This window comes from Microbacterium esteraromaticum (assembly GCF_017303215.1).
Classification (GTDB): Bacteria; Actinomycetota; Actinomycetes; order Actinomycetales; family Microbacteriaceae; genus Microbacterium; species Microbacterium esteraromaticum_C.
The window spans coordinates 93,378-117,101 of sequence record NZ_JAEMWU010000002.1; the positions used below are offsets into that span (position 1 = coordinate 93,378).

Genomic DNA, 23,724 nt, shown 5'->3' on the forward strand with positions numbered 1-23,724 from the left:
GCGACTAAACTGGGTCGCGTGAGCAGCATCCGTCTGGTCGCGCAGACCCGCGAGATCCCACCCGTCGACGACCTGCTGGCACATACCTCTGCCGCACGGCCGATGGCCTGGTTGCGTCGCGGCGACGGGATCGTCGCCGTCGGCGACGCGCCGGCGGCGGTCATCCGCATCCCCGCCGGGCAGTCGCGCAAGCGCAGCGACCTCCTCGCCGACGCATGGCGCGAAATCGCATCGGATGCTGACATCGACGACCCCGTCGGACTCGCCGGCACCGGCCTGGTCGCCTTCGGGGCGCTGATCTTCGATGAGCACTCGCAGGCCGACAGTGTGCTCGAGGTGCCGCGCACTCTGATCGGACGACGGGGCGATCGCAGCTGGATCACCCGCATCCGCGCCGTCGATGAGGACTTCGCCGATGTGCCGCCATCGGTGCCGTACGGTCCGCACTGGGCCGGTCGCGTCGGACCCGGCGCGCAACCACCGCAGGGGTATCAGCAGTCGGTGCGCACGGCGCTCGATGAGATCGAACGCGGCGACTACGGCAAGATCGTCCTCGCCCGTGATCTGACCGGAACCGTACCCGGGGACGCCGACCTGCGACGCCTCGTGCGCGCACTGGCCAGCGGATACCCCGACACGTGGACCTTCGCGGTCGACGGCTTGATCGGTGCCAGTCCCGAGACGCTCGTCACCGCGCATGAGCGCACGGTGACGGCGCGCGTGCTGGCAGGCACCGCCGCGCGCGGCGCCGACCCCGCAGAAGACGCCGCTGCCTCGCAGGCGCTCGCCCGCAGCGCCAAGGATCGCGCCGAGCACGCCTATGCGGTGCAGAGCGTGCTCGATACCCTGCGGCCGCACACCCGCTCACTGAACGCTGACGAGAACCCGTTCACGCTCGAGCTGCCCAATCTGTTCCACCTCGCCACCGATGTCGAAGGCGTGCTCGATGACGGGGCATCCTCACTCGACCTCGTCGGCGCTCTGCACCCGACCGCGGCGGTCGCCGGCACGCCGACCGACGTCGCGCTCGCCGCCATCCGCCGCATCGAGCCGTTCGATCGCGGCCGGTACGCGGGACCGGTGGGCTGGATCGACGGCAACGGCGACGGCGAGTGGGCGATCGCCCTGCGTTGCGCGCAGTTCGCGGATGCCCCCGATGACGCATCCGGTGCGCGCCGGGTCACCGCCTACGCCGGGGCAGGGATCGTCACCGGCAGCGACCCAGAATCCGAACTGCTGGAGACGCGCGTGAAGTTCCGTCCGTTGGTCGATGCGCTCGCGTGAGACGGTGCGATCGCGCCGCCGAGAGCAGGTGGGCGTCCGGGCGCGGGTAGGGTGGAACACGTGACTTCGAGCCCCGCCTCCTCGGGCACGCGCCTTGCGAGCCGACTCGGCTTCAGCGACCGCGTCTTCCTCGGCCCTGCGGCCCGCCGCATCGCGGCACGCATCGACGAGGGCCTCGACCTCGTCGAATCCACTCTTGCCAGCGAGGTGAAGGTTGCCGACCCGGTCACCGATGCGGCCACGCGTTACCTGTACGAGGCCGGTGGCAAGCGCATCCGTCCCGTGCTCGCGCTGCTGACGGCCCAACTCGGCGACGGCAACATCACGCCGGTCATCGAGATCGCCGCAGCGCTCGAACTGACCCACCTCGGTTCGCTCTACCACGACGACGTCATGGACGGGGCCGATACTCGACGCGGTGTACCCGCGGCGCATGCCGTGTGGGGCAACAACGTCGCGATCCTCACCGGTGACATCCTCTTCTCGCGTGCCAGTCAGATCATGTCGCGCTATGGCGACCGGGCCATGCGCCTGCAGGCTGACACGTTCGAGCGCCTGGTCATGGGGCAGATGCACGAGACCGTCGGTGCGCAGCCCGACGACGATCCGATCGAGTTCTATCTGCAGGTCTTGGCGGACAAGACCGGATCGCTCATCGCCGCGGCCACTCAGGGCGGTGCGATCTTCTCGAACGCGCCCGCCGAATATGAAGAGCCGTTGCGTGTGTACGGCGAGAAGGTCGGCGTCGCGTTCCAATTGCTCGACGATGTCATCGACCTGTCGGCCGATGCCGAGGAGACCGGCAAGGTTCCCGGCACCGACCTGCGCGCAGGCGTGCCGACCATGCCGTCGCTGCTGCTGAAGACCGGCACCTCCGACGCCGACATCGAACTCGCCCGTCGTATCGACGACGGCGTCGCCCGTATCGCCGAGGGCGCCGACCCCGCGCTGCTGGACGGACCGCTCGCCGAGCTGCGTGACCATGAGGCCACGGCCCGCACGATGGACCTGGCCCGTACCTGGACATCCGACGCGATCGCCGCGCTCGCACCGCTGCCGAAGGGCGCCGTGCGCGAAGCGCTGACCCGGTTCGCAGAGACTCTCGCTGATCGCAGCAGCTGACGGAAGGAACCCCCATGACGAAGCTCAAGCTGGCCATCGTCGGGGCAGGACCGGCGGGTATCTACGCCGCTGACATCCTGCTCAAGGCCGAGCGCAAGTTCGATGTGTCCATCGACCTGTTCGAGCAGCTTCCGGCCCCGTACGGGCTGGTCCGTTATGGTGTGGCGCCCGATCACCCCCGTATCAAGGGCATCATCACCGCGCTGCGCAACGTGCTCGACCGCGGTGACATCCGCATCTTCGGCAACGTGCGCTTCGGTGAGGACATCACCCTCGACGATCTCAAGCGCCACTACAACGCGGTGATCTTCGCCACCGGTGCGGTGCGCGACTCGGGCCTCGACATCCCCGGCATCGACGCCGAGGGGTCGTACGGTGCGGCCGACTACGTCAGCTGGTTCGACGGACACCCCGACGTGCCGCGCGACTGGAACCTGGATGCCGAATCGGTCGGCGTCATCGGCAACGGCAACGTTGCGCTGGACGTAGCGCGGATGCTCGCGAAGCACGCCGATGATCTGTTGGTCACCGAAGTGCCCGACAACGTCTACCAGGGCCTCAAGGCCAGCCGGGTCACCGACGTGCACGTGTTCGGCCGTCGCGGACCCGCGCAGGTGAAGTTCACCCCGCTCGAACTGCGCGAGCTCGGCGAACTGCGCGACGTCGACATGGTGGTCTACGACGAGGACTTCGACTACGACGAGGCCTCCCAGCAGGCGGTCGCCAGCAACAAGCAGGTCATGGTGATGGACCGCATCCTGCAGTCCTGGCGCAAGCTCGACTCGGTCAACAACGCCGGCGGAACGGCATCCCGCCGCCTGCACCTGCACTTCTGGGCCCGCCCCGTCGAGGTGCGCACGGACGAGAACGGCCGGGTCGCGGCCCTCGTCTACGAGCGCACGACATCCGACGGCGCCGGCGGCGCGGTCGGTACCGGGGAGCTGCGCGAGGTGCCCATGCAGAGCCTGTACCGGGCCGTGGGCTACTTCGGTTCGCCGCTGCCCGATGTGCCGTTCGACAAGAAGCACGGCGTGATCCCCAACCGCGAGGGTCAGGTGCTCGAGGCGAAGTCGAACCAGCGGGTTCCCGGCATCTACGCCACCGGCTGGATCAAGCGTGGCCCAGTCGGGCTCATCGGGCACACCAAGTCGGATGCCATGGAGACCGTGCGTCACCTCATCAACGACCAGGGCTCGTGGTGGCAGCCCGAGGACCCCTCCGACGAGGCGATCCCGGCGCTGCTGGCTCAGCGCGGTGTGGAGTGGACCGACCTCGAAGGATGGCATCGCCTGGATGCGCACGAGATCGCCCTGGGCACCGCGCAGGAACGCGAGCGGGTCAAGCTCGTTCCGCGCGACGAGATGGTGCGGGTCTCACGCGGAGAGTGAGCGCGCCGCGCTGAACCGCCCTGCCCGCTCCTCCTCGGCGCGCCGGATAGGGTGTCGACATGGGGGAGTGGATACCGGACATCCTCGGCGACGGGTTCGAGCAGCAGACGCTACCGCTGGGGGAGGACTCCGAGGGTGAACTGGTCGCGACCGTGGTGCGGTCGCTACCGGAAGCGCCGCGCTGGTGGCATCCGCTGATCGGACATCGTGATCGTCGGCCGCTGGCCGACGTCGATGTACTGTACGTGCACGGCTGGTCGGACTACTTCTTCAACCGCCGCCTCGCCCGCTTCTGGACCGACCGCGGTGCGCGCTTCTACGCACTCGACCTGCGCAAATACGGACGCAGTCTGCGTCCGGGTCAGACCCCGGGCTTCATCACCGATCTCGCCGAGTACGACGCCGACATCGGTGCGGCGCTGGCCGCGCGAGGTGATGCCACGGGGCGCCGGTTGGTGCTGCTCGGCCATTCGACAGGCGGGCTCACCCTCAGCCTGTGGGCTGCACGTCATGCCGGCGACGTCGCGGCAGTAGTCCTGAACGCGCCCTGGCTCGAGTTCCAACTCAGCGCGGCGCGCGCCGCGATCACGCCCGTGGTCGAACTGCAGGCGCGATTCTGGCCGATGGATGCGGCGCCCCAGGTCGATCTCGGGTTCTACAGTCGCGCCCAGCGCGAGGTCGCCGACCCCGATGATCCCCTCGAGACGAATCCCGAGTGGCGCCCCGAGAAGGCGATGACCGTGCACGCGGCGTGGTTGCGCGCGGTCTTCGCCGGGCACGATGCGGTCTCGCGGGGCCTGGGGATCACTGCGCCGGTGTGCGTGTTGCTGTCGCAGCGCACGGCCTTGCCCACCCGCTGGTCGCCGGAGCTCACGCGCGCCGACAGCGTCCTGGTCGTCGATGACATCGCCGCCGCCGCCGTGAAGCTCGGATCGTCGGTCACGGTCGAGCGGATCGACGGCGCGCTGCACGACGTCTTCATCTCGCAGAAGGATGCCAGAGACGAGTCCTACGCGCGGTTGGCGCGGTGGGTGGACGGCTGGTCGGCTCAGACGGCGTAGAGACGACGGCACGCCTGTTCGGCGGCGTCGGCGTCACGGCGGTGCAACGCGTCGATCATCTGGGCGCACCCTTCGACCATGCGACGACGGTGCTCGGGGGCGATCACGAAGTCGCGCAGGGACCGCGCGAGGGCCAAGCTCACCTCTTCGATCAGCGACTGCTGCAACGGGTTTCCGGTGCGCGACGAGAGGAATCCCATCAGCTGCCGGCGGGCGTGAGAGCACGCGAACGGGTCGTCGACCGAGTCGGCGACATCGAGGATGAGTGCCGTCGCTGTCGCGAGTTCATCCTCTGCGAGCCGAGGACATGACAGGCGGACGATGATCCCGGCCTGCAGTCCGGCGAACTCCCGGGCCACTTGGATCGACTCCGGCGTGACCGTGCTGACCTCGGTATAGCGACTCGGGTACATCGTGACCAGCCCGATGCGCTCCAGCCGCTGCAGGGCCTCGCGCACCGGCGTGCGCGACACCGCGAGCTCTGCCGCCAGGTCTGCGTCGCGGATTCGCATTCCGGGCGCCAGCTCCCCTTCGACTATGCGTCCGCCGATCAACTGGAACAGACCCTCCGCCAGCAGTTTCTTGTGCCCGGTGATTGTGGGCTCGTGCCGTCGCTCGACGTCGACCATCTTCTCTCCCCATGAGCCTCGATGCGGTCTCCCGCGTCGGAGTTCTCGACTGCCCCATACAGTCGTGACTCCGTAGTCTACCCGCGTGGATTCGGCGGACATTCGTGGGCTGTGGAGAGATTCTCGCGACGTAGATATCTGACAGTTGTCGTATAAACTGCAGATATGGATGCGCGCGTGCGACGTTCGCGAGACGCGCTTCGGGCAGCGGTGCTCGAAGCGGCGGCCGTGACCCCGATCGCCCAGCTGACGGTGTCGCAGATCTGCCAGTCGGCCGGGGTCACTCGTGACACCTTCTACCGGCACGCGGCAGCGCCGGCGGAACTGCTCGCCGATGCCCTCGAGGCCGAGCTGGAGCCGATTCTCGCCGACATGCCGGCCACCCGAGTGCTTGACGAGAGCGAGCGCGCACTGCTGACGCACATCCAGCAGCGCGCCGCCGTGTACCGCGGTGCCATGCAGCCCGTGCTGGCGGCCCCGATCCGGTTCGCGCTCGACGCGGCCCTGCGCCGCGGTCTTCGGCTGTGGTTGCAGTTGCACCCCGACATCGTTCCTGATGCGATCGCCGCCGACCCGGCGGCGCTGCGCATCGCCATCGCCTATTCGGCCGCCGGCACCGTGGGTGCCATCGAGGAGTGGCTGCCGGATGGTGGTGACCCGGATCGCGCCGCAGAGATGATCCTCGCGGCTTCACCCCAATGGTGGCGGGCGACATCCGCCATCGAGGAAAGGAAACAATCATGAAGGCAGCGGTGTTCCACGCGAAGGAGGACCTGCGCATCGAGCAGGTCGACGAGCCGGTCGTGGGCCCTGGGCAGGTCAAGCTGCGCAACGCGTTCGCGGGCATCTGCGGATCCGACCTGCACGTGTACTACGCGCCCGAGGCATCCGGCCTGGACCTCTCCAAGCCGCACCCCCTCACCGGTGCAACGCTTCCGCAGATCCTCGGGCACGAGTTCTCGGGCACGGTCGTCGAACTCGGCGAGGGCGTCACCGACGTCGCCGTCGGTGACCGCGTCGCCGTGTGGCCGATCTACTCGTGCGGCGAGTGCGTCGCGTGCCGTCGTGGCATGTTCAACGCCTGCCGCACGATCGGCTTCCACGGGCTCACGTCGCACGGCGGCGGCATGTCCGAGTTCACCACGGTGCCCGCGGGCAACGTCCACGTGCTGCCCGAGAACGTTGACCTGCGCATGGGCGCGCTGGTCGAGCCGATGGCCGTCGCCTGGCACGCCGTCAACCGCGCCGAGATGCCCGAGAACGGCACGGCGCTGATCGCCGGCGCCGGTCCCATCGGCATCGGTGTGTGGTTCGCTCTCAAGGCCCGCGGGATCGACCGGGTGCTCGTCTCGGAGCCCAGCGCAGAGCGCCGCGAGATCATCGCCGCGCTCGGTGCGACGGTCATCGATCCGGTCAACGGTGACCTCGCCGCGGCCGTGGCCGAGCTGACCGACGGTGACGGTGTGGATGCCGCGTTCGACGCCGCGGGTGCGGGGCCGGCGATCACGTCGGCACTGCCGCAGCTGACCCCGGGCGGCAAGGTCGTGGTCGTCGCGATCCACGAGCGCCCCATCGACCTGCTGCCGACGCAGCTCGTCGCGACCGAGATCGGCATCTTCGGTACGCTCGGGCAGCTTCCCGAGGACTACGAAGACGTGATCGCCGCCATGGCCCGCGGTGTGTACGACACCACCGGCTGGGTGCAGGAGGTCGAGCTCGACGGTGTGGTGGATGCCATGACGGCACTGCGCGGCGGCGCCGGCGCGAAGATGCTGGTGAAGGCCGGCTGATCCCCGTCCGCAGAGACACAGAGGCGGGGGCGGGGGGGGGCCCGGCCCCGCCTCTGTGTCTGAGTGCTGTCGGTCAGCGGTAGTTCACGAACTGCAGGTCGACTTCGAGGTCAGAGCCCTTGAGTAGAGCGATCACCTGCTGGAGGTCGTCGCGGCTCTTGGACTGCACGCGCAGCTCATCGCCCTGGATCTGGCTCTTGACGCCCTTGGGGCCCTCGTCGCGGATGATCTTGCTGATCTTCTTCGCGTTCTCGCTGGAGATGCCGTCCTTGAGTGAGGAGACGATCCGGAACTCCTTGCCGCTCGCGAAGGGCTCGCCGGTGTCGAGGCTCTTCAGCGAGATGCCCCGCTTGATGAGTTTGGTCTGGAACACGTCCAGGACGGCCTTCGCGCGCTCCTCGGAATTGGCCTTGATGAGGATCTGCTCGCCGCTCCAAGCGATGGACGCGTCGGTGCCCTTGAAGTCGTAGCGCTGCTCGACCTCCTTGCGGGCCTGGTTCAGAGCGTTCTCGGCCTCCTGGTGGTCGACCTTGGAGACGATGTCGAAAGAGCTGTCAGCCATACACGCAGTGTATCCAAGAGCGCCGGTATGGAAGCGTTTCCATCCCGATATGCGGTTCGCGACGCTATCACGGCTCGGTATCAGTCCGCGGAGGCATTGCGGAACAGCGTACTCGCCAGGCATACTGTAAGCGCTTGCAGGTCTGCAGGCCCACGCATCGAGAGAGGCACACCAATGAAGGTGAACAAGAGGGGAATCCTCGCGTTCGGCGCCATCGCCGCCACGTCCGCAATCGTCCTGACCGGCTGCGCATCCGGTGACAGCGGTGAGTCCGGTTCCGGCGAGACCGAGAGTGGCGGGTCGCTGACGGTCTGGGTCGACGCCGAGCGCGTGGACGCGCTGCAGGGCGCCGCAGACTCCTATGAGGAGAAGACCGGCGTCGCCGTCGAACTCGTCGGCAAGTCCGTCGACACGATGAAGGACGACTTCATCCAGCAGGTACCGACCGGCAAGGGCCCCGACGTCGTCATGGGCGCTCACGACTGGCTCGGAGAGCTTTCCACCAACGGTGTCGTCTCGCCGATCGAGCTCGGCGACTCCGCCGCGGACTACCTCCCGGTCGCACTGCAGGCAGCCACCTACGAGGGCACCGTCTACATGCTTCCCTACGCAGTCGAGAACATCGCCGTGCTGCGCAACGCCGACCTCGTCCCCGAGGCTGCCACGAGCTTCGACGACATGATCGCCACGGGTACGTTCGTCGTGGAGCAGGGCGCTGAGGGCAACCCTTATCACCTGTACCCCTTCCAGACCGCGTTCGGCGCACCCGTCTTCGGCACGGACGCCTCCGGCAGCTATGACCCCACCGATCTGCAGCTCGGTAGCGAGGGTGGCTTCGCCTTCGCCGACTGGCTCGGCGCGCAGGGCGCGGCAGGCACCCTCAACACCGACATCGACGGTGAGATCGCCAAGCAGCAGTTCCTCGACGGCACGGCCGCCTTCTGGTTGACCGGACCGTGGAACGTCGGCGCGGCCGTGGATGCCGGCGTCAACGTCGCCATCGATCCGGTGCCGAGCCCCACCGACGCGGCTGCTTCGCCGTTCGCCGGCGTCAAGGGCTTCTTCGTCAGCTCGGAGTCCGAGAACAAGGTCGCCGCCAACGACTTCCTGGTCAACTACCTCGGCACCGAGGACGTCCAACTCGCGCTGTTCGAGGCAGGTAACATCCTTCCCGCGCTGACCGCGGCGGCTGACACCGCAGCATCCGACCCGATCATCGCGGGCTTCCAGACCGTCGGTGCCGACGCCGTGCCGATGCCCGCCATCCCGGCGATGGGCTCGGTGTGGCAGTACTGGGGCGTCGCCGAAGCCGCGATCATCAACGGTGAGGACCCGCAGGCGACGTGGCAGAAGCTCGTCGACGACGTCACCGCGGCGATCCAGTAATCACAGAACGACACTGCCGGGGCGGACGCAGCGTGCCCGCCCCGGCAGGATCACGACGGGGTAGAAGATGACCGAATCAGTCGAGGCGACCGTTCCTCCGACCAAGCGCCAACGTCAGGCGGCGAGGATCGCCGAGGCGGCATCCGGGAACACCGGATGGCTCCTGCTGAAGATCGTGCTCCTGGCGATCGTGGACGCCGTGGCGGTGTACGCCGCATTCGTGCTCCTCATGAATCAGGAGTGGCTGGTGCTTGCGGTGGTCGCGGCCGTCACCGTCCTCGTCAACTACATTTACTTCTCGCGCAAGCGGATCCCGGCGAAGTACCTCACTCCCGGCATCATCTTCCTGGTTGTCTTCCAGGTCTTCACACTCCTCTACACCGGCTACATCGGGTTCACCAACTACGGCACCGGTCACAACGGCACCAAGGACCAGGCGATCTCCTCGTTGCTCGCATCCGCCCAGGAGCGCGTCGAGGACTCGTCCACGTACCCCGTGACAGTGGTGGAACAGTTCGGCACGCTCGGTCTGCTGGTGACAGACCCCGACAGCGGTGAGGCCTCTGTCGGCACGAACGAGCAGCCGCTGCAGAACGTCGACGCGACGATGGAGTCGGGCAAGGCCGTCGCGACCGATGGCTGGACCACCCTCCGCTTCGCGGACGTCATCGCCCGATCGGATCAGATCGAGGATCTCGCGGTCCCGTTCAGCGATGACCCCAACGACGGCAGCCTCCGCACGCCGGACGGGCAGAACGGCTATCTCTACATCTCGACGCTCGAGTACGACGAGTCGGCTGATGCGATCGTCGACTCCCGTACGGGCGCGGTCTACTCCGACATCGGCACCGGCGCCTTCACCGCCGACGACGGTACCGAGATTCTGCCCGGCTGGCAGGTGAACGTCGGGTTCGACAACTTCGTTCGAGCGGTGACAGACGAGTCGATCCGTGGTCCGCTGATCTCGGTGACACTGTGGACCTTCGTCTTCGCGCTCATCTCGGTCGCATCGACGTTCTTCCTTGGTCTTCTGCTGGCACTCGTGTTCAACAACACCCGCATGCGGTTCCGCAACGGATACCGCATCATTCTGATCCTGCCGTACGCCTTCCCGGCGTTCCTGTCGGCCCTCGTCTGGGCGGGCATGATGAACGAGAGCTTCGGCTTCATCAACCAGGTGATCTTCGGCGGAGCCGACATCCCATGGCTCACCGATCCCGTTCTGGCCAAGGTCTCGATCCTCATCGTCAACCTGTGGCTCGGCTTCCCCTACATGTTCCTGGTCTGCATGGGCGCACTGCAGGGTATCCCCGAGGATGTGAATGAGGCGGCCGTCATGGACGGCGCGAACCCCTGGCAGATCTTCCGCCGGATCAAGCTGCCGCTGCTGCTGGTGACGGTCGCACCGCTGCTGATCTCGTCGTTCGCATTCAACTTCAACAACTTCAACCTGATCTACATGCTCACCGGTGGCGGGCCGCGCTTCAGCGACGTGTCGATCCCCGTCGGACACACCGACATCCTCATCTCGATGGTCTACAAGGTTGCATTCACCGGGCAGAACCGTGACTACGGCCTCGCCTCCGCCTTCACCATCCTCATCTTCATCGTGGTGGCGACGATCTCGATCATCAGCTTCCGCAAGACCAAGGCACTCGAGGAGCTGAACTGACATGAGCACCGCCACGTCTGTCACCGACCTGAGCAGTCCTCGACGGCGCCGCACATTCGGCGCCTGGTTCGCCGACACCGGATGGCGTCATGCCGTCGCCATCGTCGTCAGCGCCTTCGCCCTGTTCCCGTTGCTGTATGTCCTGTCAGCATCGCTGAACCCGAACGGTACGCTGACGGGCTCCAACCAGCTGTTCTCAGCTGTGGGAATCGACAGCTACGTTCGCATCCTCACCGATCCGCAGAACCCGTACGGCAAGTGGTTCGTGAACACCCTGATCATCGCGGTCGTCACCGGCTTCGTCACGGTGTTCATCGGTGCATGTGCGGCGTACGCCTTCTCGCGAATGCGCTTCGCCGGCCGACGCGTGGGGCTGGTCACGATCGTCGTTGTGCAGATGTTCCCGCAGCTGCTCGCCGTCGTTGCGATCTTCCTGCTGATGTCGACCCTGGGTGACTGGTTCCCCGCCATCGGCCTGAATACGCACACCGGCCTCATTCTGGTGTACCTGGGTGGCGCGCTCGGCGTGAACACGTACCTCATGTACGGCTTCTTCAACACGATCCCGAAGGAGCTCGACGAAGCCGCCCGTATTGACGGTGCCGGCCACGCACGGATCTTCTTCACGATCATCCTGCGTCTGGTCGCGCCGATCCTCGCGGTCGTGGGGCTGCTGAGCTTCATCGGCACGGTCAACGAGTACGTGATCGCAAGCGTCATCCTGATCGACCCGGAGCAGCAGACCCTCGTGGTCGGGCTCACCAAGCTGGTCGCGAACCCGCGTTACGCCGACTGGTCGGCGTTCTCCGCGGGCGCAGTCATGGCGGCCATCCCGGTGATGATCCTCTTCCTGTTCCTGCAGAAGTACATCGTCGGCGGACTCACCGCCGGAGCGACGAAGGGATGATGCGTAGGGCACCGTTTCGCCGCGCGTAACCCGGCGGCGCTACGCTGTGCGTCCGCGCCACGAGGAAGGCCCGCCATGATCGAACCCCGGCCGCACCACGACGGCTCACCTCTGCACGTCTCGAACGATGCGCCCACCCTCGGCGACGTCGTTACCGTCCGGCTGCGCGTGCCCGCCGGATACGGCCCGCTACGTGCCGTGCGCACCCGCTCCAATCCCGACCACGAGCCCGAGTGGACCGACGCCGAGCGCATCGGGTCGGTCGACGTCTGGGAGTGGTGGCAGGCGCCGATCACCGTGCGCAACCCCCGGCACGGCTACCGGTTCGTGCTGGTTCACGATGATGGCACGGTCGAGTGGCTCAACCAGAGCGGGCTGCACCGTGGCGAGACGCTCGACGCCGAGGACTTCGCGCTCGTCGCCAACCCGGCGCCCCCGGCCTGGCTGAACGACGCGGTCATGTACCAGGTGTTCCCGGACCGCTTCGCACGCTCGGCCGAGGCTGACGGGCATCCGACGCCCGAATGGGCGATCCCCGCGACGTGGGGCGACCCGGTCGATCCTGTCATGCCGGGGCGCTCCCAGCAGTTCTATGGCGGTGACCTGCCGGGCATCATCGAACGACTCGACCACCTCGTCGACCTGGGCGTGAACCTGCTGTACCTCACGCCGGTCTTCCCCGCCGCATCGAACCACCGCTACGACGCCTCGAGCTTCGACTCGGTCGACCCGCTGCTCGGCGGCGACGAGGCCTACGTCCGACTGATCGAAGAAGCTCACGCCCGCGGTATCCGCGTCATCGGTGACCTGACCAGCAATCACTCCGGCGACCGGCACGAGTGGTTCCAGCAGGCGCTCGGTAACCCCGGCGCCGACACCGAGGAGTTCTACTACTTCACTGACGAGGGCAACACGACGTACGAGTCGTGGCTCGGAACGCCGACGCTGCCGAAGTTCGATTGGGCGTCCCAGAGGCTTCGGCAGCGCTTCGTGTCGGACGACGACTCGATCGTCGCGAAGTGGCTCAAGCCGCCCTACTCGATCGATGGCTGGCGTATCGACGTGGCGAACATGACCGGCCGTCTCGGCGCCGTCGATGTGAACGCCGAAGTGCGCCAGCTGCTGCGCGAGACGATGCTGCGCATCAATCCCGAGGCGATCCTGCTCGGCGAGTCGACGAACGACGCCGCGAGCGACCTGCAGGGCGACGGTTGGCACGGCGCCATGACGTACCCGTCATTCACCCGTCCGCTGTGGGGGTGGCTGAGCGAGCCGACCGGTGAGCCGTATCTCACCGGTGAGGGTGACGAGCGCACCGAACCGTGGTTCTTCGGGCAGCCGATCGGGGGCATCCCGCGCTACACGGCGCAGGACTTCGCGGATGCGGTCGTGCGCTTCACCGCGAGCATTCCGTGGCGGGTGCGCCTGGGGAACATGCAGCCGCTCGACACCCATGACACCGGCCGCTTCGCGACCAACGCCGCGGCCGGGACGATCCCCGTCGCCGTCGGCCTCTCGATGACGCTCCCCGGGCTGCCGGTGGTGTTCGCCGGTGACGAGTTCGGGCTCGTCGGCGCGGACGGCGAGGCCAGCCGCACTCCGATCCCGTGGGGGAGCGAGGCCGACGTCGACGTCGCCGCCCGCCTGGCGCTGTACCGCGACCTGATCGGCCTGCGTCGCGCGCATCCCGTGCTGGGGACCGGCGGACTGCGCTGGCTGCACGTCGACGACGACACGGTCGTCTTCGTCCGCGAGAGCGCACAGGAGTGCATCCTGGTGCTGGCGACGCGCGGGGGAGCGGACGCCGCACTTCCCGCGGGGGCGTTGCCGCGGGCATCCGACGCGGAGGCGCTCTTCGGCGACGCGACACTGGCCGTCGCGACCGATGGTGCCGTCGCGCTCGCGGCCGACGGACCGGCCTTCGCCGTCTGGGTGCTCCCCGGCGTCGAAGCTCCGTCCGGCTTCTGACCGCACCGTCGTTTTCTGTTCACAACTCCGGAGAAACTGCCGCGGATTGGCGCCCACGTCGGATTCTGCCCGATGCGGGGCCGATCTTCCGGAGTTGCGAACGGCGGACGTGTGGCGCGTGTCGGGCGCGCCGCCACGTCGCCGGGGGCGTACGGTATGGGCATGTCCGCACGTGTCGGAGGGCGCAACCCGGTGATCAGCTGGGTCGTCGGTCTGCTCTGCGTCGGCGTCATCGCGGCGTTGCTGTGGCTGTCGCTACCGGCTGGTCCCGGGGTCGTGACGGTGCTGATGCACATGCTGGGAGCGCCGGTACCCCCGGGAGCCGCGGGGCAGTGAGACATCCCGCCTGACGACACGTCGGCACGCCTGCCGCACAGGGGTTCGCGCGAGCGTTACTCTCGCACTGGATCAATCCACGAGAGGCGACACCATGAGCGACCCCGACGTTCCCGAGAACAAGTCGGCTGACAGCGTCGATGACGTCGTCGGCAGTGCGAACGAAGGGCTCGATGCCGCCGCGGCGGCACGCGCCGACGTTCCCCCTGCCGATGGTGCAGCGGATGCTGTCGATCCCGATCTGGAGGCGTTCGCCGCTGCAGAGCGCGACCACCCCGGCACGTTCCTGACGACCGAGCAGGCCGCGGCTGCGGCGGATGCCGGCACCGAGCCCGTCGCGGCGACGGATGCCGTGGGGCCCGCCGAGGCGTACGTCGACTCGACGGGACCGGTGCCCGCCGACAGTATCGACACCTCTGTGCACACGACCTCTGTCGCTGACACGGCGTACGCCGCTCCGGCGGTCGACTCGGCAGCCGAGACCCAGGTCGTCCCCGCCGAGCCCGTGGCGCCCCCGCCCGTGGTCGCACCGCAGCCGATCTTCGTGCAGGCGCCCGAGCCCCCGCGTGAGCTCGGCAACCGTGCGACGGCCGGCGCGATCGGTCTGCTCGCGATGGTCTCGTTCGCGATCCTGTATCTCGGTGCGATCCTGGGCATCGGGGCCGTCGAGGGAACCGTGACCGTCGAGAACGTGGGTACGGCTGCGGTCGCGCCGCTGTCGACCTGGTCTTTCTGGGTGCCCGTCGTCATCTTCTACATCGCGTTCTGGTTGCTCGGCGCGATCATCAACCGCGGCCGCTGGGGGCACTGGGTCATCTTCGGCCTGTTCGTCGGCGCCGCCGCCTACGGTGGTCACCTTCTCGGCCAGCTGTTCCAGGCACCGTTCTGGCGTCTGACACCTACCGAGGCCGTCGAGCTCCTCGAGCAGCAGGCCTTCGCTCCGCTCGCGATCGCGGCTTTCCTGTTCGCCCGCGAGCTCACGATCTGGTTCGGTGCCTGGGTGGCCCGCAGCGGCGCACGCAAGAAGGAGCTGAACGCCGAGGCTCAGGCCGAGTACGAGCGCACGCTGGAGGCGGGCCCTTCGGCCCTGCGTTGACCCCGCGCGCAGCGGCATCCGATACGGTGTCAGCATGAGTTCAGGAGACCCCCACGGCAACGCGCCGGAGGGGGTCTCCGTCGCTCTGGCCGCCGTCGTCGGCATCGCTTGTTTCGGAGCGTTCGGGCTTCTCGGACTCGGGATGCTGTCGTACTTCAGCGACACCGACATCCTCGCCGTCGAGGGGCTGACGCTGTGGCCAGGGATCATCGGGATGCTCGTGGCGATCGCCGTCTTCGCCGGCATGCTGATCGCAGTGCTGCGCAGGCGTTCGTCGCGTCTGGCGTCGATCCTCGCGGTCGGGCTCGTCACCGTCGTCGCGCATGTCGCGGCGGTCTGGGTGAGTGCGGTGATCGGCGGAGCCGGTCTCGCCCACGCCAGCGTCGCCGGATCGCAGCTCATCGTGCGCGGGTCGAGTCTCGTACTGTTCGCCGTTGCGGCCCTGGCGGCCGGTATCGCCGTCGTGCTCCGGCGCGCCCGCGGTGGCACCCCGAAGTGGCCGTGGGAGCGCGACGACGAGCTCTGAGCGTCACAACCACGCCGCGCCGACGGCGATGACAGCGCCGCCGCGCGGGCTGGGGTCGTACGCTGGGTGCGTGGAGCGATCTCTGGATGCCCAGGTGAGCCAGGCCGTTGAGGCCTGGTTGCGCTGGGTGCCGCGCTGGGCTCCGGCCACGCACCGTGGCCGCGTGGCACCGTGCCGTCGTTGCCTCGGGTCGCCCATTCTGTCGGCGGCCGGCATCGGCGCAGGCGTGCCGCACGGAGTGCAGCATGGGTTGTCCACGCGGATCAAGGCGATCATCGATCAGGCCGTCGCGGAGTACACGATGCGCAATCTGCCGATGCTGCAGGCCGAGCTCGATCAGCAGGCCGATCGGAACCGATCGCGGGGGTACCGGCCGTCCGAGGGGCTCGACCCCGAGTACGAGGGGATGCCGCTGGACCCCGATCCCGTACCGGGCGCGCCTTTCCTGTTCACCGTCGCGGGGCTTGCCGACGAGGCGGCAGCCGAGCTGCCGCCCCTGCCGCCGTTGAGCGATGAGGCGAAGGCAGCGCTGCGGCAGGAGGTCGCACTCGCCGACGAGTACGCGAACATGGTGGGTCGCGAGATCTGCGGGATGCTCCTGGCGCACCGCCTCGACGTGCAGGGCGCGATCTCGCGGTATGTCGAGCCGCAGATCGAGGCGATGCTCGCCGAGCTGAGCCAGGCCTTGGACTCGCCGTTCGACCCGGATGCTCCGTAGCACAGCATCCGCCCTGCCATTTGACCGCCACGCGCGTGGCGGATTACACTTGATCGCGTGTGCGCACGCCTGTGCGTGCACGCTGGGCGCCGACACCGTCGGGCCGCCCCCACGGCATACCCACCACACCAAAAGCGCTGCGGATCCGCAGCGCCGGTGGGTCATGATGTGAAACCCATCACGCTGTCACCGTGCAGCACTAAGAGGAGAGAACGTGCCAACTATTCAGCAGTTGGTTCGCAAGGGACGTTCGCCGAAGGTCACCAAGACCAAGGCGCCCGCTCTGAAGTCGAACCCGCAGCAGGCCGGGGTGTGCACCCGCGTCTACACCACCACCCCGAAGAAGCCGAACTCGGCGATGCGTAAGGTCGCTCGTGTGAAGCTCCGCAACGGCACCGAGGTCACCGCCTACATCCCCGGTGAGGGCCACAACCTGCAGGAGCACTCGCTGGTGCTCGTGCGCGGTGGTCGTGTCAAGGACCTTCCCGGTGTCCGCTACAAGATCGTCCGCGGTGCACTCGACACCCAGGCAGTCAAGAACCGTAAGCAGAGTCGCTCTCGCTACGGCGCGAAGAAGGGTTGAGTTAGATGCCTCGTAAGGGTCCCGCCCCCAAGCGCCCGGTCGTCAACGACCCCGTATACGGTGCACCGATCGTCACCTCGCTCGTGAACAAGATCCTCGTCGACGGCAAGAAGTCGCTCGCCGAGTCGATCGTCTACGGCGCCCTCCGCGGTGTCGAGGCCAAGAGCGGCCAGGACGCCGTCGCCACCCTGAAGAAGGCGCTCGACAACGTGCGCCCCACCCTTGAGGTCCGCAGCCGCCGCGTCGGTGGCTCGACCTACCAGGTCCCCGTTGAGGTCAAGCCGCACCGTGCGAACACCCTCGCACTGCGCTGGCTGGTCAGCTACGCGAAGGGTCGTCGTGAGAAGACGATGACCGAGCGCCTGCAGAACGAGATCCTCGACGCCTCGAACGGTCTGGGTGCAGCGGTCAAGCGCCGCGAGGACACCCACAAGATGGCCGAGTCGAACCGCGCCTTCGCCCACTACCGCTGGTAAAGGGCTGAGCGGATGCCGCACCCGCGGCATCCGCTCGCACTCTCTGTTCGTTCCTGAACCATCCCGGAGGAACCCCCGTGGCACAAGAAGTGCTCACCGACCTGAGCAAGGTCCGCAACATCGGCATCATGGCGCACATCGATGCCGGCAAGACCACAACGACCGAGCGCATCCTGTTCTACACGGGTGTCAACCACAAGCTCGGCGAGACCCACGATGGTGGCGCGACCACCGACTGGATGGAGCAGGAGAAGGAGCGCGGCATCACGATCACGTCGGCCGCCGTGACCTGCTTCTGGAACAAGAACCAGATCAACATCATCGACACCCCCGGCCACGTCGACTTCACGGTCGAGGTCGAGCGCTCGCTGCGCGTGCTCGACGGTGCCGTCGCGGTCTTCGACGGCAAGGAGGGCGTTGAGCCCCAGTCCGAGACCGTGTGGCGTCAGGCCGACAAGTACGACGTCCCGCGTATCTGCTTCGTCAACAAGATGGACAAGTTGGGCGCCGACTTCTACTACACGGTCGACACGATCGTGAACCGTCTGGGTGCCAAGCCGCTCGTGCTGCAGCTCCCGATCGGCTCCGAGAGCGACTTCGTCGGCGTCGTCGACCTCATCGAGATGCGTGCGCTGGTCTGGCCCGGCGACGCCAAGGGTGACGTGACGATGGGCGCCTCGTACGAGGTGCAGGAGATCCCGGCCGACCTCAAGGAGAAGGCCGAGGAGTACCGCCAGCAGCTGCTGGAGACGGTTGCCGAGACCGACGACGCGCTGCTGGAGAAGTTCTTCGGCGGCGAAGAGCTCACCATCCCGGAGATCAAGGGCGCCATCCGCAAGATGGTCGTCGCGAACGAGATCTACCCGGTGCTGTGCGGTTCGGCGTTCAAGAACCGCGGTGTGCAGCCGATGCTGGACGCTGTTGTCGACTACCTGCCCAACCCGCTCGACGTGGGTGCCATCGAGGCGCACGACCCGAAGGACGAGGAGAAGGTCATCGAGCGTCACCCCGACGCCAACGACCCGTTCTCGGCGCTGGCCTTCAAGGTCGCCGTGCACCCGTTCTTCGGTCGTCTCACCTACGTCCGCGTGTACTCGGGTCACCTCGAGTCGGGCTCGGCCGTGATCAACTCCACCAAGGGCAAGAAGGAGCGCATCGGGAAGATCTTCCAGATGCATGCCAACAAGGAGAACCCGGTCGACTCGCTCACCGCAGGTAACATCTACGCCGTCATCGGTCTGAAGGACACCACCACCGGTGACACCCTCGCCGACCCGGCCGCCCCGGTCGTCCTCGAGTCGATGACGTTCCCGGAGCCGGTCATCGAGGTTGCGATCGAGCCGAAGACCAAGGCTGACCAGGAGAAGCTGGGTCTCGCGATCCAGAAGCTCGCAGAAGAGGACCCGACGTTCCGCACGGAGCTGAACCCCGAGACGGGTCAGACGACCATCAAGGGCATGGGTGAGCTGCACCTCGACATCCTCGTCGACCGCATGAAGCGCGAGTTCCGCGTCGAGGCGAACGTCGGAAAGCCGCAGGTGGCCTACCGCGAGACGATCAAGAAGGCCGTCGAGAAGCACGACTACACCCACAAGAAGCAGACCGGTGGTTCGGGTCAGTTCGCCAAGATCCAGTTCAACATCGAGCCGCTCGACCTCGACTCCGAGAAGACCTACGAGTTCGTGAACTCGGTCACCGGTGGTCGCGTTCCGCGCGAGTACATCCCTTCGGTCGACGCCGGCTTCCAGGACGCGATGAACGTCGGCGTGCTCGCCGGCTACCCGATGGTCGGTGTCAAGGCGACGCTGGTCGATGGTGCCGCGCACGACGTCGACTCCTCGGAGATGGCGTTCAAGATCGCGGGTTCCATGGGCTTCAAGGAGGCCCTGCGTCGGGCCAACCCCGTGCTGCTCGAGCCGCTGATGGCGGTCGAGGTGCGTACTCCCGAGGAGTACATGGGTGACGTCATCGGTGACCTGAACTCGCGTCGTGGTCAGATCCAGTCGATGGAGGATGCTCAGGGCGTCAAGGTGGTGCGCGCTTCGGTGCCGCTGTCCGAGATGTTCGGCTACATCGGTGACCTGCGCTCGAAGACCTCGGGCCGCGCGGTGTACGCGATGGAGTTCGACAGCTACGCTGAGGTTCCCCGCGTCGTCGCCGACGAGATCATCCAGAAGACCAAGGGCGAGTAAGCCCTTCACTCGGGCTCCTGCCTCGTTCGCGAGAGCGCAGGGCAGGGGCCCGGGTACCCCACAACTTCACATTCACTCTCTACTAAACTGAGAAACCGAAACCAGTAGGGAGCCGGTCACAATCCAGTGCCCGGCGATCTCTACACGAACGTCCTGAGGAGGACCCAGTGGCCAAGGCCAAGTTCGAGCGGACCAAGCCGCACGTCAACATCGGAACGATCGGTCACGTCGACCACGGCAAGACCACCCTGTCTGCCGCGATCTCGAAGGTGCTTGCTGACAAGTACCCGTCCGACACGAACGTCCAGCGTGACTTCGCGACGATCGACTCGGCTCCCGAGGAGCGTCAGCGCGGTATCACGATCAACATCTCGCACATCGAGTACGAGACCCCGAAGCGCCACTACGCGCACGTTGACGCCCCCGGCCACGCCGACTACGTCAAGAACATGATCACCGGTGCTGCGCAGATGGACGGCGCGATCCTCGTGGTCGCCGCCACCGACGGCCCGATGGCTCAGACCCGCGAGCACGTCCTGCTCGCCAAGCAGGTCGGCGTGCCGTACCTGATGGTCGCGCTGAACAAGAGCGACATGGTCGACGACGAGGAGATCCTGGAGCTCGTCGAGCTCGAGGTTCGCGAGCTGCTGTCGGCTCAGGGCTTCCCCGGCGACGACGCTCCCGTCATCCAGGTCTCGGCGCTGAAGGCGCTCGAGGGCGATGAGAAGTGGGTCCAGGCGATCCTCGACCTCATGCAGGCCGCGGACGACAGCATTCCCGACCCCGAGCGTGACCGCGACAAGCCGTTCCTGATGCCGATCGAGGACGTCTTCACGATCACCGGTCGTGGAACCGTCGTCACGGGCCGCGCCGAGCGTGGCACGCTGGCCATCAACTCCGAGGTCGAGATCGTGGGTCTGCGCCCGACGCAGAAGACGACCGTCACCGGTATCGAGATGTTCCACAAGCAGCTCGACGAGGCATGGGCCGGCGAGAACTGTGGTCTGCTGCTCCGCGGCACCAAGCGCGAGGACGTCGAGCGCGGCCAGGTCGTCGTGAAGCCGGGCTCGATCACCCCGCACACCAACTTCGAGGGCACTGCCTACATCCTCTCGAAGGACGAGGGTGGCCGTCACAACCCGTTCTACACGAACTACCGCCCGCAGTTCTACTTCCGCACCACCGACGTCACCGGCGTCATCTCGCTGCCTGAGGGCACCGAGATGGTCATGCCCGGCGACACCACCGACATGACGGTCGAGCTGATCCAGCCGATCGCTATGGAGGAGGGCCTCGGCTTCGCTATCCGTGAGGGTGGCCGCACCGTTGGCGCCGGCACGGTGACCAAGGTCATCGCGTAAGCATCTGCTTCAGAAGAGGGGTCGGACCTGAGGGTCCGGCCCCTCTTTCGTGTAGAAAAGAGCAGGAGGACAGAGGGTCTGTCCTCACGTACCGCGTGGGAGGTAGACGATGGGTTTCGACGACATCGTGGGCAAGGGCAAGGCTCTCTACGAGGAGCACAAGGAGACGATCGAGGACGCGGTCAAGAGTGACCAGGCCGAGGACATCAGCGACAAGCTTCTCGACGGCGTCGCCGACTTCGCCAAGAAGGTGGCACCGGGTGCTGCGGATGCTATCGACGACGTTCGCGACAACGTGGACAAGGCCGTCGGCAACGAGTGACGGCAGTCTGATCTGAAGGCGGCGCCCCCTCGGGTGCGCCGCCTTCTTCATGCGCGACACGCCCGGGTTTGCAGTAGTCGAATCGGGCATGGCAGAATAGACAGGTTCCACATTTCTGCGCTCTTCGTGATGCGCGGAATCACTGTCATGGCAGTGCATAGACGGCGGGCCCTTCGGGGCGTGCGCAGGGTTCTAGGCCGCGGGCAGCAGAACAGACAATCCGATTCCTCTTGTCGAGGGCTTCGCCGTGCGTGCGCGGTGAAGGTCGGGCTGACATCAGAACAGTGATGCAGAGGCGCGAACAGCGCCACCGTGCGTCCAATGCCCCAGGGCCACCCGGTCCCGGTCGGTACGACGCCTATAGAGAGAGAGCAGACAAATGGCGGGACAGAAGATCCGCATTCGCCTGAAGTCGTATGACCACGAGGTCATCGACACGTCGGCACGTAAGATCGTCGACACCGTGACCCGCGCGGGCGCGACCGTCGTCGGCCCCGTGCCGCTTCCGACCGAGAAGAACGTCGTGTGCGTCATCCGGTCGCCCCACAAGTACAAGGACAGCCGCGAGCACTTCGAGATGCGCACCCACAAGCGTCTGATCGACATCGTCGACCCGACACCGAAGGCTGTCGACTCGCTGATGCGTCTCGACCTCCCGGCCGACGTCAACATCGAGATCAAGCTCTGAGGTCCGCCATGGTTGACATCAACTCCAAGGTTTCCAAGGGCATGCTCGGCACGAAGCTCGGCATGACCCAGGTCTGGGACGCGAACGGCAAGCTCGTTCCCGTCACCGTCATCGAGCTGGCTCCCAACGTGGTCACCCAGGTCCGTACGCCCGAGAAGGACGGCTACAAGGCTGTTCAGATCGCGTATGGCCAGATCGACCCGCGCAAGGTGAACAAGCCCCTGACCGCTCACTTCGAGGCAGCCGGCGTCACGCCGCGTCGTCACGTCACCGAGATCCGCACCGCGGATGCCGCTGACTACTCACTGGGCCAGGAGCTCACCGTTGACGGCGTGTTCGAGGCGGGCCAGCTGGTCGACGTGGTCGGTACCAGCAAGGGTAAGGGCACCGCCGGTGTCATGAAGCGCCACAACTTCGCCGGTGTCTCGGCGTCGCACGGTGCACACCGCAACCACCGCAAGCCCGGTTCCATCGGTGCCTCGTCGACGCCCAGCCGCGTCTTCAAGGGCATGCGCATGGCCGGCCGTATGGGTGGCGAGCGTGTGACCGTCCTCAACCTCAAGGTGCACGCCATCGACGTCGAGAAGGGACTCATGCTCGTCAAGGGCGCAGTCCCCGGCGCGCGTGGTCGTATCGTGTACGTCCGCAACGCAGTGAAGGGTGCCTGATCTCATGGCTGACTCGACTCTCGCAATCGACGTCCTGACGGTCGACGGCAAGAAGGCAGGCTCGGTCGAGCTGCCCGCCGCGATCTTCAACGTCGAGACCAACGTCCCGCTGATCCACCAGGTCGTCGTCGCGCAGCAGGCTGCTGCACGCCAGGGAACGCACGCTACGAAGACTCGTGGCGACGTGTCCGGCTCCGGCACCAAGCCCTTCAAGCAGAAGGGCACCGGTAACGCGCGCCAGGGCTCGATCCGCATGCCGCAGCACCGCGGCGGTGGCACGGTCCACGGCCCGCAGCCGCGCGACTACTCGCAGCGCACCCCCAAGAAGATGATCGCCGCTGCCCTCCGTGGCGCGCTGAGCGACCGCTTCCGCGGTGAGCGCCTGCACGCCGTTGAGGCGTTCGTCGCTGACAGCACCCCTTCGACCAAGACCGCAGCCGGCCTGATCGCCGCCGTGGCTCCGTCGAAGAACGTGCTGGTCGTCATCGAGCGCAACGACGAGCTGACGCTGAAGAGCGTCCGCAACCTCGCGAACGTGCACATCCTCAGCTTCGACCAGCTGAACGCCTACGACGTCATCGTCTCCGACGACATCGTCTTCACCAAGGCCGCGCTCGAGGGCTTCATCGCCTCGAAGACCGGCGCAACCGAGGAGGTCTCGGCATGAGCGAGCAGAACCCTCTCGCAGCGGCTCTGAACAAGGACCCGCGCGACATCATCCTGGGACCGGTCGTCTCTGAGAAGAGCTACGGCCTGATCGACGAGGGCAAGTACACCTTCCTCGTCGACCCCCGCGCTTCGAAGACCGAGATCAAGCTCGCCATCGAGAAGATCTTCGGTGTCAAGGTGGCGTCGGTCAACACGATCAACCGCGTCGGCAAGGCCCGTCGCACCCGCTTCGGCACCGGTAAGCGCAAGGACACCAAGCGCGCCATCGTCTCGCTGAAGTCGGGTTCCATCGACATCTTCACGGCAGTCGGCTGACCGGG

25 protein-coding genes are annotated in these 23,724 nt (G+C 66.9%); 23 read left to right on the forward strand and 2 right to left on the reverse strand.

Features of this window, described 5'->3' with window-relative positions:
* The first annotated feature begins 18 nt into the window (after positions 1–18).
* Genes JF543_RS11625 through JF543_RS11640 form a run of 4 tightly spaced genes read left to right on the forward strand, consistent with a single transcriptional unit; the run spans position 19 to position 4,855 of the window.
* Positions 19–1,284 carry an isochorismate synthase gene (locus JF543_RS11625; RefSeq protein WP_307858918.1) on the forward strand — a complete coding sequence of 422 codons (1,266 nt, stop codon included), beginning with the start codon at positions 19–21 and terminating at the stop codon, positions 1,282–1,284.
* A gap of 60 nt (positions 1,285–1,344) precedes the next feature.
* On the forward strand, positions 1,345–2,406 hold the full coding sequence (locus JF543_RS11630) for a polyprenyl synthetase family protein (protein WP_179410038.1): 1,062 nt from the start codon (positions 1,345–1,347) through the stop codon (positions 2,404–2,406).
* Between the two features lie 14 nt (positions 2,407–2,420).
* Complete coding sequence (locus JF543_RS11635) at positions 2,421–3,794, forward strand: FAD-dependent oxidoreductase (protein ID WP_206824460.1); 1,374 nt, start codon at positions 2,421–2,423, stop codon at positions 3,792–3,794.
* A gap of 59 nt (positions 3,795–3,853) precedes the next feature.
* On the forward strand, positions 3,854–4,855 hold the full coding sequence (locus JF543_RS11640) for an alpha/beta hydrolase (RefSeq protein WP_179410040.1): 1,002 nt from the start codon (positions 3,854–3,856) through the stop codon (positions 4,853–4,855).
* Here JF543_RS11640 and JF543_RS11645 read toward each other — a convergent pair.
* Positions 4,843–5,484 carry a GntR family transcriptional regulator gene (locus JF543_RS11645; RefSeq protein WP_206824462.1) on the reverse strand — a complete coding sequence of 214 codons (642 nt, stop codon included), beginning with the start codon at positions 5,482–5,484 and terminating at the stop codon, positions 4,843–4,845. The two genes, JF543_RS11640 and JF543_RS11645, sit on opposite strands and share 13 nt — an antisense overlap.
* A 165-nt stretch (positions 5,485–5,649) precedes the next feature.
* Between JF543_RS11645 and JF543_RS11650 the strand changes: the two genes are divergently transcribed.
* Together JF543_RS11650 and JF543_RS11655 are read left to right on the forward strand one after the other, a co-directional pair.
* Positions 5,650–6,228 carry a TetR/AcrR family transcriptional regulator gene (locus JF543_RS11650; RefSeq protein WP_206824465.1) on the forward strand — a complete coding sequence of 193 codons (579 nt, stop codon included), beginning with the start codon at positions 5,650–5,652 and terminating at the stop codon, positions 6,226–6,228.
* On the forward strand, positions 6,225–7,274 hold the full coding sequence (locus JF543_RS11655; protein WP_206824467.1) for a 2,3-butanediol dehydrogenase: 1,050 nt from the start codon (positions 6,225–6,227) through the stop codon (positions 7,272–7,274). The genes JF543_RS11650 and JF543_RS11655 overlap by 4 nt, the downstream gene beginning before the upstream one ends.
* Positions 7,275–7,347: 73 nt before the next feature.
* On the opposite strand, the gene JF543_RS11660 is transcribed toward JF543_RS11655, so the two are convergent.
* Positions 7,348–7,836 (reverse strand): YajQ family cyclic di-GMP-binding protein, encoded by a 489-nt coding sequence (locus JF543_RS11660; protein WP_179410044.1) that lies wholly within the window; start codon positions 7,834–7,836, stop codon positions 7,348–7,350.
* A 174-nt stretch (positions 7,837–8,010) separates the two neighbouring features.
* On the opposite strand from JF543_RS11660, the gene JF543_RS11665 reads away from it, so the two are divergent.
* The 17 genes from JF543_RS11665 to rplW all read left to right on the forward strand — a co-directional run bounded on the left by JF543_RS11665 (position 8,011) and on the right by rplW (position 23,719).
* The gene (locus JF543_RS11665; protein ID WP_206821855.1) at positions 8,011–9,222 is read left to right on the forward strand and encodes a sugar ABC transporter substrate-binding protein; all 1,212 of its coding nucleotides are present in this window, start codon (positions 8,011–8,013) and stop codon (positions 9,220–9,222) included.
* Positions 9,223–9,289: 67 nt separating this feature from the next.
* On the forward strand, positions 9,290–10,894 hold the full coding sequence (locus JF543_RS11670; RefSeq protein WP_206824469.1) for an ABC transporter permease subunit: 1,605 nt from the start codon (positions 9,290–9,292) through the stop codon (positions 10,892–10,894).
* A 1-nt stretch (position 10,895) separates the two neighbouring features.
* Positions 10,896–11,801 (forward strand): sugar ABC transporter permease, encoded by a 906-nt coding sequence (locus JF543_RS11675; RefSeq protein ID WP_206821857.1) that lies wholly within the window; start codon positions 10,896–10,898, stop codon positions 11,799–11,801.
* A gap of 75 nt (positions 11,802–11,876) precedes the next feature.
* Entirely contained in the window at positions 11,877–13,769 is a 1,893-nt protein-coding gene (locus JF543_RS11680; RefSeq protein ID WP_206824470.1) for a glycoside hydrolase family 13 protein, read from the forward strand.
* Positions 13,770–13,931: 162 nt separating this feature from the next.
* Positions 13,932–14,105 (forward strand): hypothetical protein, encoded by a 174-nt coding sequence (locus JF543_RS11685; RefSeq protein ID WP_179410048.1) that lies wholly within the window; start codon positions 13,932–13,934, stop codon positions 14,103–14,105.
* 94 nt (positions 14,106–14,199) lie between these two features.
* Complete coding sequence (locus JF543_RS11690) at positions 14,200–15,201, forward strand: ABC transporter (protein ID WP_206824473.1); 1,002 nt, start codon at positions 14,200–14,202, stop codon at positions 15,199–15,201.
* Between the two features lie 34 nt (positions 15,202–15,235).
* Positions 15,236–15,727 (forward strand): hypothetical protein, encoded by a 492-nt coding sequence (locus tag JF543_RS11695; RefSeq protein ID WP_206824474.1) that lies wholly within the window; start codon positions 15,236–15,238, stop codon positions 15,725–15,727.
* 70 nt (positions 15,728–15,797) lie between these two features.
* Positions 15,798–16,445 (forward strand): spermidine/putrescine ABC transporter substrate-binding protein, encoded by a 648-nt coding sequence (locus tag JF543_RS11700; RefSeq protein WP_206824475.1) that lies wholly within the window; start codon positions 15,798–15,800, stop codon positions 16,443–16,445.
* Between the two features lie 214 nt (positions 16,446–16,659).
* Positions 16,660–17,028, forward strand: a complete 369-nt coding sequence (gene rpsL / locus JF543_RS11705) for a 30S ribosomal protein S12 (RefSeq protein WP_179410052.1) — start codon at positions 16,660–16,662, stop codon at positions 17,026–17,028.
* A gap of 5 nt (positions 17,029–17,033) precedes the next feature.
* The gene (gene rpsG, locus JF543_RS11710) at positions 17,034–17,504 is read left to right on the forward strand and encodes a 30S ribosomal protein S7 (protein ID WP_179410053.1); all 471 of its coding nucleotides are present in this window, start codon (positions 17,034–17,036) and stop codon (positions 17,502–17,504) included.
* Positions 17,505–17,581: 77 nt separating this feature from the next.
* Positions 17,582–19,696 (forward strand): elongation factor G, encoded by a 2,115-nt coding sequence (gene fusA / locus JF543_RS11715; RefSeq protein ID WP_206821861.1) that lies wholly within the window; start codon positions 17,582–17,584, stop codon positions 19,694–19,696.
* 167 nt (positions 19,697–19,863) lie between these two features.
* On the forward strand, positions 19,864–21,057 hold the full coding sequence (gene tuf / locus JF543_RS11720; RefSeq protein ID WP_179410055.1) for an elongation factor Tu: 1,194 nt from the start codon (positions 19,864–19,866) through the stop codon (positions 21,055–21,057).
* A 109-nt stretch (positions 21,058–21,166) separates the two neighbouring features.
* The gene (locus tag JF543_RS11725) at positions 21,167–21,379 is read left to right on the forward strand and encodes a hypothetical protein (protein WP_179410056.1); all 213 of its coding nucleotides are present in this window, start codon (positions 21,167–21,169) and stop codon (positions 21,377–21,379) included.
* 379 nt (positions 21,380–21,758) lie between these two features.
* The gene (rpsJ, locus tag JF543_RS11730; protein ID WP_017201594.1) at positions 21,759–22,067 is read left to right on the forward strand and encodes a 30S ribosomal protein S10; all 309 of its coding nucleotides are present in this window, start codon (positions 21,759–21,761) and stop codon (positions 22,065–22,067) included.
* Between the two features lie 8 nt (positions 22,068–22,075).
* Positions 22,076–22,735: a 50S ribosomal protein L3 gene (rplC, locus tag JF543_RS11735; protein ID WP_179410057.1), complete on the forward strand. Its 660-nt coding sequence runs from the start codon at positions 22,076–22,078 to the stop codon at positions 22,733–22,735.
* 4 nt (positions 22,736–22,739) lie between these two features.
* A complete protein-coding gene (gene rplD, locus JF543_RS11740; RefSeq protein ID WP_179410058.1) occupies positions 22,740–23,402 on the forward strand; it encodes a 50S ribosomal protein L4 in 663 nt (220 codons plus the stop codon).
* Entirely contained in the window at positions 23,399–23,719 is a 321-nt protein-coding gene (gene rplW, locus JF543_RS11745; RefSeq protein ID WP_179410059.1) for a 50S ribosomal protein L23, read from the forward strand. The genes rplD and rplW overlap by 4 nt, the downstream gene beginning before the upstream one ends.
* The last annotated feature ends 5 nt before the right edge of the window (positions 23,720–23,724 follow it).